This window comes from Amycolatopsis sp. 195334CR (genome assembly GCF_017309385.1).
Lineage (GTDB): Bacteria > Actinomycetota > Actinomycetes > Mycobacteriales > Pseudonocardiaceae > Amycolatopsis.
Window position 1 is genome coordinate 2009711 of record NZ_JAFJMJ010000001.1, and the last position, 16886, is coordinate 2026596.

A 16886-nucleotide genomic window follows, 5' to 3' on the forward strand; every position below is an offset into this window, starting at 1 on the left:
CGTGCGCGCCGAGCGACTGGTCGCCCTGCTGTTCACCCTGCAGCGCAAGCGGGGCGCGACGGCGGCGGAACTGGCCGGTGAGCTCGGCGTGTCCGAGCGCACCATGCACCGCGACCTGGCCGCGCTCCGCGACGCGGGCGTTCCACTGTGGACGGAGCAGGGGCGCAACGGCGGGGTGCGGCTGGTCGACGGCTGGCGGGCGCGCCTGGACGGGCTGACCTCGCGCGAGGCGGTGGCGATCTTCGCCTTCGGGGTGCCGGAGGCGCTGGGCGCGCTCGGCCTCGGGACCGCGGTGTCGGCCGCGCACGCGAAGGTGTCGGCGAGCCTGCCGAAGGAGTTGCGCGAGCAGGCGGAACACGTGGCCGGGCGCTTCCACCTGGATGCGCCCGGCTGGTTCCGCGGGGAGGACTCGGCGGGTGCGCTGGCGACGGTGACCCGGGCGGTCTGGGAGTCGCGGCAGCTCCGGGTGACGTACCGGCGGCGGGACAAGCTGGCCGAGCGGTTGCTGGAACCGCTCGGCCTGGTGCTGAAGGCGGGGGTTTGGTACCTCGTCGCCCGCGTCCCGGAGGACGACGCGCTGCGGACGTACCGGGTTGGGCGGATCAGCGAGGCGGAGCTGCTGGACCAGCGGTTCGCGCGGCCTGCGGACTTCGACCTGGCGGCCTGGTGGCGCGAATCCTCGGCGGCTTTCGAACAGTTCGCCATGAAGATCGAGGTGACGCTGCGGTTGAGCCAGCGCGCCTTCCGGCAACTGCCGCGGGTGCTGGGGCCGGAGTCCATGCCGTCGGCGCTGCTGGCCCGGCACGATCTCCCGGACGGCTGGATCGAGGCGCGCCTGGCGATGGAAACCGAGGAGATCGCGATCGGCCAGCTGGTGTCGCTGGGCGGTGACGTCGAGGTGGTCTCCCCGCCCTCGGTTCGAGCGGGACTGGCCGAGATCGGCACGCAGATGGCCGCGCGGAACGCTCCGAGACCGGCCGTTGCCGATCAGGCCGACCATGCGTAGCATATATGTCACACATGGCGGGAGGTGTTCATGATGGCCACGCGTTCCCAGTTCTGGGACGACCTGCTCGACGATCTCCGGGACCCGGAGTTGCTGCGCGCCTACATCGTCGAGAGCGTCCGGATCGAGACCGTCGACCGCCTGATCAACGGCTTGGACCAGGCTCGTCAGGACGATGAGCTGAGCAAGGCCGACCTGGCCAGGGCCATCAGCGAAACCCCTTCCGTGGTGCGGCGGCTGCTGTCGACGCCAGGGCAGCGCAACCCCACGATCGGCACACTGGCCGAGGTCGCGGCGGCCCTCGGCCTCCGCATCACGCTGGAACCGCTCGCGGCCGAAGAGCAGGCCAGGGTCACCAGGCCGCTGCGGACCGGAATGACGGACGAGCCGGAAAAGGTCGCCAAGGACATCGTCGATCGACGCGCACTGATCAGCTGATGGAGCGCGGGTTGCGCTGTCGGTATTCGACCCCGAGGGCGCGGACGGCGGCGTAGTCGGCATCCCTGAGTTCTGTCCGGAATGGTTTGTCACGCCCGTCCACGACCACCAGCAGGGCTTGTCCACCCCTTCGGCTTCGTAGTCGAGCAGGCAGAACAGCCGGTAGTGGTGCCTTCTCGGCCCGTCGCAGCGCACCTCGAACCAGCCGGTCATCTCGCCGTGCATCGCCTCCCACAAACCGCCACCGGCGAAGCGCTTGGGTGGCGCCGCGGCGACCGCGACCAGCACCGCCTGCATCTTCACCCGCACCTTGCCGGGACAGACCTGCCGGAGGAAATCGCGGCCGGGCGTGGCCTCGCCGGGGTCGTCATCGGGGTGGCGGGTGAAATAGACGATGTCATGGGCGTCGTCGGAGGATGGGCCGGTACGGATCACCGGCACCTTCTTCTTCACCATCACCGCGACAACGGTAGGGACCCGACATTTCGCGGGATTGCGGCGGGGGCGGACACCGCGCAACCGCGCAATACCCGCCCCGACCTAGGGAAACCTCATGAATCCCGACGTAAACCACGCATCGGGGTGTTACCGGTACCCGGTGGCGTCGGCGGGTTTGCCGACCGATTCCACCTCCACGATGTACCGCCACGCGTCCGGGCGGCTGCCGTCCACGTCGTCGATCGAGTACAGCTGGGCCAGCTGGCCGCTGCTCACCGTCTTACCGGCGAACCGGCCGTGGTCCGGGTCGGCGACCAGTGCCGCGACCGTCCGGCCCGCGAACGTCGGGGTTTCCGAGATGACGAAGTGCGGGTGCTCCTGACAAGCGTCCCGCCAGTTCTCCTCCGTGACGCCGAAGGCTTCCAGCATCGCCTCCGAACGCAACCACCCCGGTGTGAACCCGATCGCCGTGCACCCGTACGGCTCCAGCTCCGCCGCCTGCCCGATCGCCAGCAGGTGCCCGGTCGCCTTCGCCACGTAGTACGGCAGCGTCGTCCCCGTGCGGTAGTTCGCGTTGTACTCCTGCGTCCCGTCGGTCATCTCCACCACCACCCCACCCGGCTGCCGGATCATCAGCGGCAGCAGGTGGTGACTGGTGATCAGGTGCGAGTGCACGCCCAACTGCAGCTGGCGCAACCCGTTCTCCAGGTTGTGCTTCCAGATCGGCGCGTCCCACTCCAGGTAACCGTCGCCACCCCAGAGGCCGTTGACCAGGATGTCCAGCTTGCCCTGCTCGCGATCGACCCTGGCGGCCAGTTCCGCCACCTGCGTGCTCTCCAGGTGGTCCACCCGGATCGCGATCGCCTTGCCCCCGGCCGCCTCCACCAACTCCGCGGTGTCCTCGATGGACTCCGGACGGTCCACTTCGGACCTCTGCGTCCTGGTGGTGCGGCCCGTGACGTACACCGTCGCCCCCAGGCGGCCGAGTTCGACGGCGATCGCCCGGCTCGTGCCGCGCGTCGCCCCGGCGACCACCGCGACCTTGCCCGACAGTGCTGCTCCCATGCCTGCTCCTTCTCGTGCGTTCCGACGAGGACCAGCATCGAACCGAACCATGACAGAACCTGGCATGGTTTCCGCGAAACCACCTGAGACGGCTCTCAGTGCGGCTCACGTTGAGTTTGGTGTGGACGTTGCCCTGCTGGCGCTGTTCGTGATCGCGGTGGTGCCCCTGCTCCCGACCGAGGTCGCGCTGATCGGCATGGCCGCGACCGTGGCGCAGAGCGACGAGTCCCTCCTCCCGGTGTTCACCGTCGCCGCAATCGGCTGCCTCGTTTCGGACCAGCTCGTCTACCTGGCGGGCGCCCGCGGTACGGGCCTCGTCGACCGGCTGAGAAGCAGGCCCAGCGTGGCGAACGGCCTCCACCGCCTGGCCGAGGCGAGTACCCGGCACCCCCGCGCGCCGCTGGTGCTCATCCGCTGGCTGCCCGGCGGCGGCACGATCGGCGCGCTGGTGGCTGGGGCCCTGCGCTGGCCGTTCCGGCACTTCTTCGTCGCGTCGGCGATCGGGGTCACGCTCTGGTGCGCCTACATCGCCACGATCGGGTACGTGGGCGGCAGCCTGATCGACGAACCGGTCTTCGGGCTACTCGCCTCGCTCGCCGTGGCGGTCGGGCTGGGCTCGTTGATCGCCCTGGTCGACCGGCTCCGGCAGGGTCGTCGCGGCGACCTCGGCGTGTAGCGCGTCCAGCACCGCTGACACCGCCGGGCGGCTGGCCGCGCCCTTGCGCAGCACCACCTCGATGTGCCGGGCGGCGCGGATCCCGGCCAGTGGCCGCCGCGGCAGGCACTCCCCGGCCGGGCGGCTGATCGCGTACCTGGGCAGGAGCGCCACCCCGTGCCCGGCCGCCACCAGCGCCTCGATCACCCGGAAGTCGTTGATCCGCTGGAACACCGTGGGCTGCACCCCGGTGCGCACGGTCAGCGAGCGCAGCACGTCGTCCACCGGGAACCCGACGTCGACGCCGATCCAGCGCTCCCCCGCCAGGTCGGCCAGGTCCACCCGCTCCTCACCGGCGAGCCGGTGCCCCGGCGGCAGCGCCACGTCCAGCGGTTCACGCAGCAGGTGGACCACGTCCAGCCGATCGGAGTCGAACGGCGGCGCGTGCTCGTCCCGGTGGGTGACCACCACGTCGAAGTCGGCGACCAGCCCGGGTACCGCCGACGGGATCATGTCGATGTCGCGCACGTCGACCTCGAGCCCGTCGAACTCGGCCACGCGGTGCAGCAGCCCGGGCAGCAACAGCAGCGCGCCCGACGGGAAGATCGCCAGCCGGACCCGCCCGCGCGGCACGCTGCGGTAGGTGTCCAATTCGGACTCCGCGCGGTCGAGCGCGGCGAGCACCTCGTCCGCCCGGCCGACCAGCGCCCGGCCCGCGTCGGTGAGCCGGAGCCCGCGACCGGCCGGTTCGGTCAGCGGCAGGCCGACCTCCGCCTGCAACGCCCTGAGCTGCTGCGAAACCGCCGACGGCGTGCAGTGCAACGCCCGGGCCGCGGCCGTCACGCTGCCGCGGTCGGCGAACTCGCGGAGGGTGCGCAGGCGGCCGATGTCCATGCGCGCCAGCCTACGACAATCCTGAAGACGCACTTCAAGGTCATTGCAGATATTCTCGCTGGTCCTTCACGATCAGCCACTGCACAGTGGGGGCATGGCCCGCCGAGATCTGTTCACCGCCTTGCTGGTCGCCGTGCTCTGGGGCTGCAACTTCCTCGCCATCCACGCGCTGCTCGGCCACTTCCCGCCGCTGTTCGCCGGCGCGCTGCGGTTCGCCGTGATCGCCGTGCCGACCGTCCTCTTCGTCCCGTGGCCGAAGGTGAAGCTGCGCCACCTGCTCGGGTACGGCCTCGGCTTCGGCACCGGCCAGTTCGCCTTCCTGTTCATCGCGATGGACAACGGCATGCCGACCGGGCTGGCGTCGCTGGTGCTCCAGGCGTCGGCGCCGTTCACCGTGCTGCTCGGCGCGGTGTTCCTGCGCGAGCGGTTCAGCGTCCGCCAGACCGTCGGCATCACCGTCGCGATCGCGGCGATGGTGATGATCGCCGCGCAGCGCGCGGAGAACGCCGCGCTGCTGCCCGTCCTGCTCACCTTGATGGCCGCGCTGAGCTGGGCGGTCGGCAACCTGAGCACGCGCCGGGCCAAGCCGTCGAACGCGCTGCACTTCACGCTGTGGATGTCGGTGGTGCCACCGCTGCCGATGCTGGCGCTGTCGATGGTCGTCGAAGGGCCCGGTGCGGGGTGGCACGCGCTGACCACGATCGGCACCACCAGCGGCTGGACCTCGATGGCCGGGCTCGCCTACATCGTGCTGCTCGGCACGATCGCCGGGTCCGGGCTGTGGACCATGCTCATGCAGAAGTACCCGGCGGGCCGGGTCGCGCCGTTCTCGCTGCTGGTGCCGGTGGTCGGCATGTCGGCCGCGTTCGTGTTCCTCGGCGAGCGGCCGCACCCGGTGGAGATCATCTCGGGGGTGGTGCTGGTGGCCGGGGTGCTGCTCGGGTCAACCCAGGGAGGCCAGCGCCGCGCCGACCGGGACCTCACCGGCGAGGACGTCGAAGCCCCGGTTCTCCGTGAGCGGCTCGTTCAGTGACGCCACCAGCACCGCGGCCACGTCCGGCCGCGACACCCGGCCCGGTTCGAGGTGCCCGGCGACCTTGACCCGGCCGGTGAACGGGTCGTCGGTGAGCGTGCCCGGGCGGACCACCGTCCAGGTCAGGCTGGACCGGCGCAGGATGCTGTCGGAGACCTGCTTGGCCAGCAGGAACGAGCGGACCAGCCGGTCGCCCTGGTCCGGGGAGTCGGCGAACTGCGCGGAGAGCTGGATGAACCGCACCGCGCCCGCCTTCTCGGCGGCGCGGACCGCGGCGATGGCGCCGTCGCGGTCGACCAGGTTCACCGCGGAGGGGTCCGGATCGGCGGCGCCGGCGGTGTTGAACACCACCTCGGACCCGGCGCAGGCGTCGACCAGCGCGTCCGGGAACGAGGCCAGGTCGGCGATCACCGGCTCGGCACCGAGCGCGGCCGCCTCCTCGCCGCGGCGCTTGCTGCGCACGCCCGCGCGCACCGTGTGGCCCTGCCGCAGCAGCAACCGCACCACGTGGATCCCGGTCCGCCCGGACGCCCCCAGCACTGTGATCCGCATAACAGCGATGTTGCCATGAAAACGGCCCCACCGGCGGGAAGCCGGTGGGGCCGTTATCAGCCGTTATCAGCTGCTTGTGCGGACCGGACTAGACGTCCATCGCCTCGACGACCGAGGCCACGTGCGGGACGTCGGGGTTCACGCCGGAGTCGACCTCGACCAGTTCCGCGGACACCGCGTGCGGCTGGATGCGGCCGTCGCGGATGTCTTCGGCCCAGTGGCAGGCGACCCGGTGCCCGGTGGCCGCGCCGTCGAGCACGCGCAGCTGCGGGCGCTCGGTGTCGCACAGCGTCTCCTGCTTCCACGGGCACCGCGTGTGGAAGCGGCAGCCGGTCGGCGGGTTGGCCGGCGAGGGCAGGTCACCGGCGAGCAGGATCTGCTCGCGGCTGTCCTCCACCACCGGGTCCGGCACCGGGATCGCCGACAGCAACGCGCGGGTGTACGGGTGCAGCGGCTCCTCGTACAACGCGTCCGAGTCGGCCTCCTCCACCAGCGAGCCCAGGTACATCACGCCGATCCGGTCGGAGATGTGCCGCACCACGGCCAGGTCGTGCGCGATCACCAGGTAGGTCAGCCCGAGCGAGTCCTGCAGCTCCTCCATCAGGTTGACCACCTGCGCCTGCACCGACACGTCCAGCGCGGACACCGGCTCGTCGGCCACGATCAGGTCCGGCTCCACCGCCAGCGCCCGCGCGATGCCGATGCGCTGGCGCTGACCACCGGAGAACTCGTGCGGGTACTTCCGCAGCGAACTCTCCGGCAGGCCGACCGCGGCGAGCAGTTCGCGCAACCGCGCCGCGGTCTGCTCCTTGCCCTTGTCCAGCCCGTGCGCGCGCATGCCCTCGACCAGGATCGACTCCACCGACTGGCGGGGGTCGAGGCTGGACAGCGGATCCTGGAAGATCATCTGCATCCGCCGGCGCATCTTGCGCAGGTTCTCGCCCTTGAGCTGGGCCACGTCGGTGCCGTCGAAGACCACCGAGCCGTCGGTCGGCTCGGTCAGCCGCAGCAGCGCCCGCCCGAGGGTGGACTTGCCGCAGCCGGACTCGCCGACCAGGCCGTAGGTCTCACCGCGGTTGATGGACAGGTCCACCCCGTCCACCGCGTAGACGTAACCGACCGTCTTGTCGATCACCACGCCGCGCTTGATCGGGAAGTGGACCTTCAGGCCCTCGACGCTGACCAGCACCTCGTTGTTCGCCTCGGTCATCGGGTCCCCTCCCCCGCGGTGGCCGCGGTCGGCAGCTCCACCGGGTTGTGGCAGCGCAGCAGTCCCGGGCCGTCCGGCTCCAGTTCCGGGCTCACCTGGCGGCAGGCGTCCACCGCGTTCGGGCAGCGGGGCGCGAACGCGCAACCGCCGTCCCACGGGATGTTGTCGGCCACCGAACCGCGGATCGGCACCAGCTTCTCCCCGCGCCCGGCGTCCAGCCGCGGGATCGAGGCGAGCAGGCCGTGCGTGTACGGGTGCCGCGGGGTGGCGAACAGCGAGTGCCGCTCGGCCCGCTCCACGATCCGGCCGCCGTAGAGCACGTTGACCTCGTCGCACAGCCCGGCGACCACACCGAGGTCGTGCGTGATCATGATCAGCGCGGTGCCGGTGTCGCGGACCAGTTCCTGCAGCAGCGCCAGGATCTGCGCCTGGATGGTCACGTCCAGCGCGGTGGTCGGCTCGTCGGCGATGAGCAGCCGCGGCCGGCACGCCAGCGCGATCGCGATCAGCGCGCGCTGCCGCATCCCGCCGGAGAGCTGGTGCGGGTACTCCGACAACCGCCGCGTCGGGTCCGGGATGCCGACCTTGGCCAGCAGGTCGCCCGCCTCCACCATGGCCGCCTTGCGGGACATGCCGCGGTGGCGTTCGAGCACCTCGGTGACCTGGATGCCGATCGGGATCACCGGGTTCAGCGAGGACAGCGGGTCCTGGAAGACCATGCCCAGGTCCCGGCCGCGCCGGTCCCGCATCTCGCCCTCGCCCAGCTTGAGCAGGTCGGTGCCCTCGAACTTGACCGTGCCGGTGACCGTGTTGCCGCGCTTGGCCAGCAACCGCATGATCGCCAGCGAGGTCACCGACTTGCCGCAGCCGGACTCGCCGACCAGGCCGACCGTCTGGCCGGGTTCCACGTCGAAGCTGACCCCGTCCACCGCGGTGAACGGCCGCTCGCCCTTGCGCTGGAAGACGACCTTCAGGTCGCGTACCTCGAGCAGAGCCATGTCATCTCACCGCCTGTTCTTCGGGTCGAGTGCCTCGCGCATGGACTCCCCGAGCAGGGTGAAGCCCAGCGCCACGATGATGATCGCGATGGCCGGGTAGAAGGCCAGTTCCGGGCGGATGTCCAGGAACTGCCTGGCCGCCTTGCCCAGCATCAGGCCCCATTCCGCGCGGGTCGGGTCGGGGTCGCCGAGGCCGAGGAAGGACAGCGCGGCCGCCTCGATGATCGAGGTGGCCAGGGTCAGCGTGGCCTGCACGATGACCGGGCCCAGCGAGTTCGGCAGCATGTGCCGCAGCACGATGGTGTGCCGCTTGACCCCGAGCGAGGTCGCCGCCAGCACGTGGTCGCTGGAGCGCTGCGCGAGCATGGTGCCGCGCAGGAGCCTGGCGAAGATCGGCACGCTCACCATGGCGACCGCGATGATCACCGTCCACTGGCTCGGCTTCGCCGCCAGCGCGGCGATCGAGATGGCCAGCAGCAGGCTCGGGATGGACAGCATGACGTCGACCAGGCGCATCAGCACGGTGTCCACCCAGCCGCCGAACGCGCCCGCGATGCCACCGATGATCATGCCGATGACCAGGCCGATCAGCGTGGCCATCACGCCGACCAGCAGGGTCTGCTGCGCGCCGACGAGCATGCGGGAGAGCAGGTCGCGGCCGAAGTCGTCGACGCCGAGCGGGAAGCCGGCCTGCGGGCCGGGGATGATGCCCTGGCCCAGTGCCACCTCGCCCTGGAGGTAGCGCTCGTACGGGTCCTTCGGCGCGATGAACGGCGCGAGGATCGCCAGCAGCACGAACAGCCCGGTGATCACCGCGCCGGTGATCGCCACCGGGCTGCGGGCCATCCGGCGGAAGGCCTGCTGCGCCAGGCTGTGCCCGGCGCTGGCGGCGAGGTCGTCGACCTTGTCCTTCTTGCGGGACAACATGTTGGTCATCGCACACGCACCCTCGGGTCGATGATGCCGTAGGAGATGTCGACCAGCATGTTCACCAGCACGTAGACCACCGCGCCGAGCAGGATCAGCGCCTGCAGCCGCGGGTAGTCACGCCGTTCGATGCCCTCGGCCAGCAGCGAGCCGATGCCGTTGAGGTTGAACACCCGCTCGGTCAGCACGGCCCCGCCGAGCAGCAGCCCGGTCTGCAGGCCGATCGTGGTGGCCACCGGGAGCAGCGCGTTGCGCAGCACGTGGCGCCGGCGGATGGTCGGCGCGCCGAGGCCCTTGGACTGCGCGGTGCGGATGAAGTCCTCGTTCATCACGTCGAGCACCGAGGCGCGGGTGATCCGGACGATCACCGCGAGCGGGATGGTGGCCAGCGCCGCCGCGGGCAGCACCAGGTGCACGATGGCGTCCCAGGAGGCGTCCCATTCCTGGGTGAGGATGCCGTCGAGCACGGCGAAGCCGGTGACGTTGGTGGCCCCGATCAGGGTGTCCTGGCGGCCGCCGACCGGGAACAGGCCCAGCTGCTCGGCGAAGATGAACTGCAGCAGGTAACCGAGGAAGAACACCGGCACGGCGACCCCGACCAGGGTGGCCATGATGGTGGTGTTGTCCAGGAAGCCGCCGCGGAACCGGGCGGCGACGTACCCGAGCGGGATGCCGAGCCCGACCGCGAGCAGCAGCGCGGCGATGGACAGTTCGAGCGTGGCGGGAAGGGCGAAGCCGATCTCGGAGAGCACCGGCTGGGTGGAGATCAGCGAGTTGCCGAAGTCGCCGGTGAGCACACGGCCGAGGAACTTGAAGTACTGGACGAAGATCGGCTGGTCGAGGCCGAGGATCTGGTTCAGCTCGGCGATCTTTTCGGGGGTGGCCTTGTCGCCGAGCAGCGCACCCGCTGGTCCGCCGGGCAAAGCGCGGAGCCAGGCGAAAACCAGGATGGACAGGATCAGGAGCGTCGGAATCGCTTGTAGCAACCGACGCACGATGAATCGGAGCATGGGAAACGGTCTCTCTTAATAGCCCAGAGTGGTGGCGGGCCAAGGGGCGGGACGCAGTGTCGCGCGTCCCGCCCCTGGTCGGCTAGCTGTGATCGGCCCGGGCTATCCGAGGCTCACGGTGTTGAAGCGCTCGTCGGTGAGCGGGCTGGGCACCATGCCCTGCACCTTCGGCCCGACGACCAGCGCCGGGGTCGGGTACGCGATCGGGACCGCGGGCAGGTACTCCATGATCTGCTTGTTCACGCCCTGGTAGGCCTGGGCGTGCGGGCCCTCGCCCTGGGTCCCGTCGGCGGCCGACAGGGCCTGGAACAGCTGGTCGTTCTTGAAGCCGAACTCCGGCTTCTCGCGACCGAAGAACGTGCCGACGAAGTTGCCGGCGTCGTTGTAGTCACCGGTCCAGCCCAGCAGGTGCAGGTCGTGCTTGCCGAGCTTCTGGACGTCGTCCTTGTAACCGCCGTTCCACGGCTTGGCGATCGGCTCGATGTTGATGCCGATGGCCTTGAGGTCCTCGGAGATCGCGGTGAAGGTGTCCGCCGGGTTCGGCATGTAGGGCCGGGTGACCTCGGTCGGGTAGTAGAACTTCAGCGACAGGCCCTCGGCGCCGGCTTCCTTGAGCAGCTGCTTGGCCTTCTCCGGGTCGTACGGGTACTTCGGCACGTCCTCGGTGTACCCGGCGATCGCCTTGGGCACGAACTCGGTGGCCACCTCGGAACCCTCGGCGAGCTTGCTCTTCACGAACTGCTCGCGGTTGATGCCGTGGGCCAGCGCCTGGCGCACCTTGACGTCGGCCAGCTTCGGGTTGCCCGCCTGGTTGATGCCCAGGTAGAGCACGTTGAACGAGGGGCGGATCAGCACGTTCTGACCCTCGTTGCGCAGCAGCTGGTAGTCGGCCGGGGCCGGGTAGTCGAAGCCCTGGATGTCGCCGGTCTTCAGCGCCTGCTTGCGACCGTTCTCGTCCTTGATCACCTTGAAGATGAGCTTGTCGAGCTTGGCCTTTTCCCAGTGGGCGTCGTTGCGGACCAGGGTGATCTCGCCCTTGCCCTGGTCGTAGCCCTCGAACTTGAACGGACCGGTGCCGGTCGGGTGCAGGTTCGCGTAGTCGCTGTAGGAGAAGGAGTCGCCGGTCTGGGTGACCTGGTCGGCGTTGTACTTCTTCAGCGCCTCGGGGCTGGAGATGGACAGCGACGGCAGGGTGAACGCGGCCGGGAACGCACCCTTGGCCTTGTTCAGGTTGAGCACCGCGGTCGAGTCGTCCTTGGCTTCGCAGTTCTTGTAGACCGGGTCACCGGCCGCGTCGCCCTCGTTGGCCGCGAAGCCCTCGAAGACGTCGCCGTAGTAGATCATCTGGCTCTGGGCCGCCTGGCCCTTCATGTTGAACCAGCGGTCGAAGTTGAAGCAGACGGCGGCGGCGTTGAACGGGGTGCCGTCGTGGAAGGTGACGCCCTTGCGCAGGGTGAACGTCCAGGTCTTGCCCTCGTTGCTCGACTCCCACTTCTCGGCGAGCGAGCCGACCACCTCGGCGGTGCCGGGCTTGTTCATCAGCAGCGTGTCGTACATCTGCCGAGTGATGCGGAAGGTCTCACCCTCGTCGTTGAAGATGGGATCGAACATCTTCGGGTTGCCGGCGGCTCCGAAGATGAACGTGCCCGCGTTGTCAGCCCCGGCGTCACGCTGGGATTCGGCACAGGCGGTCACAGAGAGCGCGAGCGCACCGGATAGCCCGATCAGGGCGATACGGCGCGTTCGAGCGCCTCGCGATTGGAGCATGTTGGCACCCCTTGGACATGTTCAGATCGAGACCGCCCGGATATCGGACAACCGGGCGGCACATTGGTGTGGTGGCCGACACTAGTCGGTTATCGGGCGCTCACTTAAGCACGCGAGGTTACGATCGCGCTACGTGAGTGACGCAGTCGGCGCAATGCGCTCACGAATGGTGACTGTGGGTGGCGAATTTCGGCCCCACTGGTACAAACGGACGCACCGCGTTGGACTCGATGCGCACGGTTGCGGCATCCGGGGTGCGGTCGGCGGCAAACCAGCCGAGTTCGAAGTCCTGCCAATCGGAAAGGTGCTTTCGCTCCCTTTCCCCGTCGCGCGAAACGGCGCGTTCCAGCCGCGTGGCCTGGTCCAGACCATCGAGCCAGGCCAGGCACGTTAGGTGAGCGCGCACCGAGGCGCGCCCGGCGGAAACCCCCTCGAGCACCAGCACCTCGGGCACACGCACAGTGATCAACCCACCCGGCACGGGGGTGCCGGAGGCCCAGTCCATCCGGCGGTAGGAGCCGCCGAGGCCGCGCGCGAACGGGCGGAGCACGCCGTCGCGAAGGCGCGGCCACCAGGAAACCGGGTCGTCCCAGGTGGCGAATTCGTCGGTGCCGATGCCGAGCGCGTCGACCCCGCGCTCGGCGAACTCGGCGAGCACGTTCTCGGCGAGCGTGGTCTTGCCCGCGCCGGACGGCCCGTCGATGGCGGCCAGCCGGACCCCACCGAGCGCGGGCCGGCCCGCGAGCACCCGCTCGACGATCACAGGGCGCGGCGTCCCGAAAGCGCCCGGCCCAGGGTCAGTTCGTCGGCGAACTCCAGGTCACCGCCCATCGGCAGGCCCGAAGCCAGCCGGGTGACGGTCAGCCCGGGGAAGTCGCGGAGCATGCGGACCAGGTAGGTCGCGGTGGCCTCGCCCTCGGTGTTCGGGTCGGTGGCGATGATGACCTCCTTGACCTCCTCGCCGCCGATGCGGGCCAGCAGCTCACGCATGCGCAGCTGCTCCGGGCCGATGCCGGACAACGGGTCGAGCGAGCCGCCGAGTACGTGGTAGCGGCCCTTGAACTCGCGGGTGCGTTCCACCGCGAGCACGTCCTTGGGTTCCTCGACCACGCAGATCAGCGAGAGGTCGCGGCGGGTGTCCCGGCAGATGCGGCAGTTCGCCTGCTCGGAGACGTTGCCGCAGATCTCGCAGAACTGCACGCCCTCCTTGACCTTGCCCAGCACCTCCTGCAACCGGCCGATGTCCACCGGATCGGCGCCGAGCAGGTGGAAGGCGATGCGCTGGGCGCTCTTCGGGCCGACCCCGGGCAGCCGCCCGAGCTCGTCGATGAGGTCCTGGACTACCCCTTCGTACAAAGGTCGCTGCCTCTACTGACCGGGCAGACCCGGCAGGCCGAGGCCGCCCAGGTCCGGCATGCCGCCGCCGAGGCCGCCGGCCAGCGGGCCGAGCTTCTCCTCGGTGAGCTTCTGCGCGTTGGCCGTGGCGTCGCGGACCGCGGCCACCACCAGGTCGGCCAGGGTCTCGGTGTCCTCGGGGTCGACCACCTTGGGGTCGATGGTCAGGCTCTTCAGCTCCAGGCCGCCGCTGACCACCGCGGTCACCAGTCCACCGCCCGCGGTGCCGGTGACCTCGGCCTTCGCCAGTTCGTCCTGCGCGCTGACCAGCTGCTCCTGCATCTTCTGCGCCTGCTGCAGGATCTGCTGCATGTCGAAGCCGCCGCCGCCGGGTTGCACCATGTCGATTCCGATCACTAGCTCGGGTGAGTACGCCTACCTCCAGCCTAGCCGGGGCCGCCGGTGTGACACGGTGTCGGTGTGATTCGACGGGCGCTGGCCGTGACGGCGGTCTTGCTGGTGGTCGGCTGCGCTGCGGAAACGCCGGGTCCGGTGCCTGGTCCGGCGTCTGGTCCGGTGCCTGCTCCTTCGGGGCCTTCGGGGCCTTCGGGGGTGCCTTCTCCGGCGCCTTCCTCTTCGGCGGCGCCTTCGTCGAGCGCGGAGGCGCCGGTGGTGGTGCTGGACCCGGGGCACAACGGCGGCAACGCGGCGAACCCGGCGGCGATCAAGCGGCAGGTGCCCGCGGGGCGCGGTCGCACCAAGCCGTGCAACACCACGGGAACCAGCACGAACGACGGTTACCCCGAGCACGAGTTCACCTTCGACGTGGCGCAGCGCGCCGGGAAGTTGTTGGCGGACAAGGGGATCCGGGTGATCTACACGCGGTCGGACGACGACTCGGTCGGGCCGTGCGTCGACCAGCGCGCGGAGATCGGCAACACGGCCCAGGCGGCGGCCGTGGTCTCCATCCACGCCGACGGCAACACCTCCCCCGGTGCCAACGGTTTCCACGTCGCCTATTCGTCACCGCCACTGAACGACGCGCAGGGCGAGCCGTCTGAGCAGTTGACGCGCTCCCTACGAGATTCCTTGCGGGAGAACGGTTTCCGATACTCGGACTACCTCGGCGAGGAAGGCCTCTCAGGCCGCAACGACCTCGCGGGGCTGAATCTTTCCGAACGCCCGGCGGCACTGGTCGAATGCGGGAACATGCGGAACGCCACCGAAGCCGCCCGAATGTCCACTTCGGACGGGCGGCAGCAGTACGCCGCGGGCATCGCCAACGGCATCCTGACCTACCTCGGCGCCTGACTCGCCGGAGCTCTCAATGCTATGAGTGGGGCATTACTTGCGTTGAATGCAAGTAATGCCCCACTCATAGCATTGAACCGGGGTCAGTCGAGGGGGCGGGCGCCCAGCTGTTCCGACAGCAGCCGGTGCGCCTTCTCCTCCACCTCGTCCGCGGCGGGCACGGGCGGCGGCGGGGGCGGCGGCACCGAGCCGTTCGGGGGCGGCGGGGTGGTCGCCGCTTCCAGGTACTCGTCCTCGTCCTCGGGTTCCGGGGGGAGCGGGATGTCCGGCTCGGTGGTGGCCACCTTCGGCTTCGGCGGCGCGGGGGGCGGCGGCGGAGCCTGCCTGCCCTCGGACGGCCGCCGGAACCGCTGCTGCGGCTTCTCCTCGGTCGCCTGCTGCGCGCTGTGCTGCTGCTGGGGCGCCTGCCGCTGCTGCTGCGGCGCCGGGGCGGCCTGCGGTTTGGCGTTGCCGTGCACGCAGGTGACGCGCCAGTCCCCGCCGAGGACGTCGCGGAGAGCGGCGGCGATCTTCTCGGAGTTGTGCGGATCAGCGAGCCGGCGCGCGAGCGGCTCGGCGGTGTGCGTGAGCACCACGGAGTTGCCCTCGACGCTCTGCACGCCGGCCTGGGTCAGCATCGCCTCGGTGCTGCGGCCGCCCGGGATCTTGCGGATGGCCGCCAGCAACTCCGGCCACACCCGGCGCACGGCCGCCGCGTCCATGCCCCCGGCCGCCTCGGGCTCGGCCGCCGCTTCCGGCGCACTCGGCGCCGAGGCAACGGGCTGCTCGGCTGGGCGTTCGACCACCGCCGGAACCGGGCGCTCCGCCGGAACCGGAACTGGAGCCTGAACTGGGCGTTCGGCCGGAGCCGGGGCTTCTGGCGCGGGCGGCGCCGCCTGGCGTTGGGAGGGGCGTTGGAAGCGTTCCGCGCCACCCGCCCCCGGCGAAGCAGCAGACGGCGAAGCAGTAGGCGCCGGAGCAGCAGCGGCCACCGGAGCAGCCGAAGCCGAAGAGCCCGAAGCCGAAGCACCAGCAGCCGAGGCACCCGCGGCAGGCGCCGACTCGACCGGTCCCCCCACCGTGACGCGCCGCTCCAGCCGTTCCAACCGCTGCAACAGCGCCGCCTCGCCCTCCGCGGCGGAGGGCAAAAGCATCCGCGCGCACAGCAGCTCCAGCAACAGCCGAGGAGCCGTGGCGCCCCGCATTTCCAGCAACCCGTTGTGCACGATCTCCGCGTACCGCGACAGCGTGGCGAGCCCCGCCCGCTCGGCCTGCGCGACCATGCGGGTCAGCTCGTCCTCCGGCGCCGCGACCAGGCCGCGCGCCGCGGCGTCGGGGACCGAGCGGAGGACCACCAGGTCCCGCAGGCGGTCCAGCAGGTCCGTGGCGAAGCGGCGCGGGTCGTGCCCGGCCTCGGCGAGGCGCTCCACCGTGCCGAAGACCGCCGTCGAATCGTCCGCGGCCAGGCCCTCGACCATGTCGTCGATCAACGCGACGTCGGTCACCCCGAGCAGCGAGACCGCCCGGTCGTAGGTCACGCCGTTCGGCCCGGCGCCGGCCAGCAGCTGGTCCAGCACCGACTGCGTGTCCCGCGCCGAACCCCCACCGGCCCGGATGACCAGCGGGAACACCGCCGGCTCCACCGGCACGCCCTCGGCCGCGACGTTGCGCTCCAGCAGCTCCCGCATCGCGCTCGGCGGGATCAACCGGAACGGGTAGTGGTGCGTCCGCGACCGGATGGTGGTGAGCACCTTGTCCGGCTCGGTGGTGGCGAAGATGAAGATCAGGTGTTCCGGCGGCTCTTCGACGATCTTCAGCAGGGCGTTGAAGCCCTGCGTGGTGACCATGTGCGCCTCGTCGATGATGAACACCCGGTACCGCGACTCGGCGGGCGCGTAGAACGCCTTGTCCCGCAGCTCACGGGCGTCCTCGACGCCACCGTGGCTGGCCGCGTCGAGCTCGGTGACGTCGATGCTGCCGCTGCCCTCCGGCGCGAGCGCGCGGCACGAACCGCACTCCCCGCAGGGGTCGGGCGTCGGGCCCTTCTCGCAGTTCAGCGACCGGGCCATGATGCGGGCGCTGGACGTCTTGCCGCAGCCGCGCGGCCCGGAGAACAGGTACGCGTGGTTGATCCGGCCGGCCGCGAGCGCGGTGCGCAGCGGGTCGGTGACGTGCTCCTGACCCACCACCTCGGCGAAGGTGGCCGGGCGGTACTTGCGATACAGCGCTAATGCCACGGCGGAAGCCTACCGGCAGCCACCGACACCC

Annotated in this window: 17 protein-coding genes; 5 read left to right on the top strand and 12 right to left on the bottom strand. The window is 70.4% G+C overall.

The genetic code is table 11. The features are described 5' to 3' along the window. Position 1: 1 nt before the first annotated feature. Positions 2–1006 (top strand): YafY family protein, encoded by a 1005-nt coding sequence (locus tag JYK18_RS09815; protein ID WP_206801784.1) that lies wholly within the window; start codon positions 2–4, stop codon positions 1004–1006. Between the two features lie 33 nt (positions 1007–1039). Further along, complete coding sequence (locus JYK18_RS09820; protein WP_206801785.1) at positions 1040–1444, top strand: helix-turn-helix transcriptional regulator; 405 nt, start codon at positions 1040–1042, stop codon at positions 1442–1444. A gap of 585 nt (positions 1445–2029) precedes the next feature. Here JYK18_RS09820 and JYK18_RS09825 read toward each other — a convergent pair. Further along, complete coding sequence (locus JYK18_RS09825; RefSeq protein ID WP_206801786.1) at positions 2030–2947, bottom strand: SDR family oxidoreductase; 918 nt, start codon at positions 2945–2947, stop codon at positions 2030–2032. 121 nt (positions 2948–3068) lie between these two features. On the opposite strand from JYK18_RS09825, the gene JYK18_RS09830 reads away from it, so the two are divergent. Next, a complete protein-coding gene (locus tag JYK18_RS09830; RefSeq protein WP_307795844.1) occupies positions 3069–3623 on the top strand; it encodes a VTT domain-containing protein in 555 nt (184 codons plus the stop codon). Here JYK18_RS09830 and JYK18_RS09835 read toward each other — a convergent pair. Continuing rightward, positions 3528–4496 (bottom strand): LysR family transcriptional regulator, encoded by a 969-nt coding sequence (locus JYK18_RS09835; RefSeq protein ID WP_206801788.1) that lies wholly within the window; start codon positions 4494–4496, stop codon positions 3528–3530. The genes JYK18_RS09830 and JYK18_RS09835 overlap by 96 nt on opposite strands. A gap of 94 nt (positions 4497–4590) precedes the next feature. Here JYK18_RS09835 and JYK18_RS09840 point away from each other — a divergent pair, with 94 nt between their 5' ends. Beyond that, positions 4591–5529 carry an EamA family transporter gene (locus tag JYK18_RS09840; protein WP_206801789.1) on the top strand — a complete coding sequence of 313 codons (939 nt, stop codon included), beginning with the start codon at positions 4591–4593 and terminating at the stop codon, positions 5527–5529. Here JYK18_RS09840 and JYK18_RS09845 read toward each other — a convergent pair. The 9 genes from JYK18_RS09845 to JYK18_RS09885 all read right to left on the bottom strand — a co-directional run bounded on the left by JYK18_RS09845 (position 5440) and on the right by JYK18_RS09885 (position 13730). After that, positions 5440–6081: an SDR family oxidoreductase gene (locus JYK18_RS09845; RefSeq protein WP_206801790.1), complete on the bottom strand. Its 642-nt coding sequence runs from the start codon at positions 6079–6081 to the stop codon at positions 5440–5442. The two genes, JYK18_RS09840 and JYK18_RS09845, sit on opposite strands and share 90 nt — an antisense overlap. A gap of 88 nt (positions 6082–6169) precedes the next feature. Continuing rightward, a complete protein-coding gene (locus JYK18_RS09850; RefSeq protein WP_206801791.1) occupies positions 6170–7291 on the bottom strand; it encodes an ABC transporter ATP-binding protein in 1122 nt (373 codons plus the stop codon). Continuing rightward, positions 7288–8289, bottom strand: a complete 1002-nt coding sequence (locus JYK18_RS09855; protein ID WP_206801792.1) for an ABC transporter ATP-binding protein — start codon at positions 8287–8289, stop codon at positions 7288–7290. Before JYK18_RS09855 ends, JYK18_RS09850 begins: the two co-directional genes overlap by 4 nt. Before the next feature lie 6 nt (positions 8290–8295). Further along, complete coding sequence (locus JYK18_RS09860) at positions 8296–9225, bottom strand: ABC transporter permease (protein WP_206801793.1); 930 nt, start codon at positions 9223–9225, stop codon at positions 8296–8298. Beyond that, entirely contained in the window at positions 9222–10226 is a 1005-nt protein-coding gene (locus tag JYK18_RS09865) for an ABC transporter permease (RefSeq protein WP_206801794.1), read from the bottom strand. Before JYK18_RS09865 ends, JYK18_RS09860 begins: the two co-directional genes overlap by 4 nt. 102 nt (positions 10227–10328) lie before the next feature. Further along, positions 10329–11993 (bottom strand): ABC transporter substrate-binding protein, encoded by a 1665-nt coding sequence (locus tag JYK18_RS09870; protein ID WP_206801795.1) that lies wholly within the window; start codon positions 11991–11993, stop codon positions 10329–10331. Between the two features lie 160 nt (positions 11994–12153). Then, positions 12154–12756, bottom strand: coding sequence for a uridine kinase (locus JYK18_RS09875; RefSeq protein ID WP_307795845.1), 603 nt, complete (start codon positions 12754–12756; stop codon positions 12154–12156). Beyond that, positions 12753–13349, bottom strand: a complete 597-nt coding sequence (gene recR / locus JYK18_RS09880) for a recombination mediator RecR (RefSeq protein ID WP_113694990.1) — start codon at positions 13347–13349, stop codon at positions 12753–12755. The genes JYK18_RS09875 and recR overlap by 4 nt, the downstream gene beginning before the upstream one ends. A gap of 12 nt (positions 13350–13361) precedes the next feature. Then, the gene (locus JYK18_RS09885) at positions 13362–13730 is read right to left on the bottom strand and encodes a YbaB/EbfC family nucleoid-associated protein (protein WP_153028700.1); all 369 of its coding nucleotides are present in this window, start codon (positions 13728–13730) and stop codon (positions 13362–13364) included. 267 nt (positions 13731–13997) lie between these two features. On the opposite strand from JYK18_RS09885, the gene JYK18_RS09890 reads away from it, so the two are divergent. After that, positions 13998–14639 carry an N-acetylmuramoyl-L-alanine amidase gene (locus JYK18_RS09890; RefSeq protein WP_374195004.1) on the top strand — a complete coding sequence of 214 codons (642 nt, stop codon included), beginning with the start codon at positions 13998–14000 and terminating at the stop codon, positions 14637–14639. An 83-nt stretch (positions 14640–14722) separates the two neighbouring features. Here JYK18_RS09890 and JYK18_RS09895 read toward each other — a convergent pair whose 3' ends face one another. Further along, positions 14723–16855, bottom strand: coding sequence for a DNA polymerase III subunit gamma and tau (locus JYK18_RS09895; RefSeq protein ID WP_206801796.1), 2133 nt, complete (start codon positions 16853–16855; stop codon positions 14723–14725). Positions 16856–16886 lie beyond the last annotated feature (31 nt).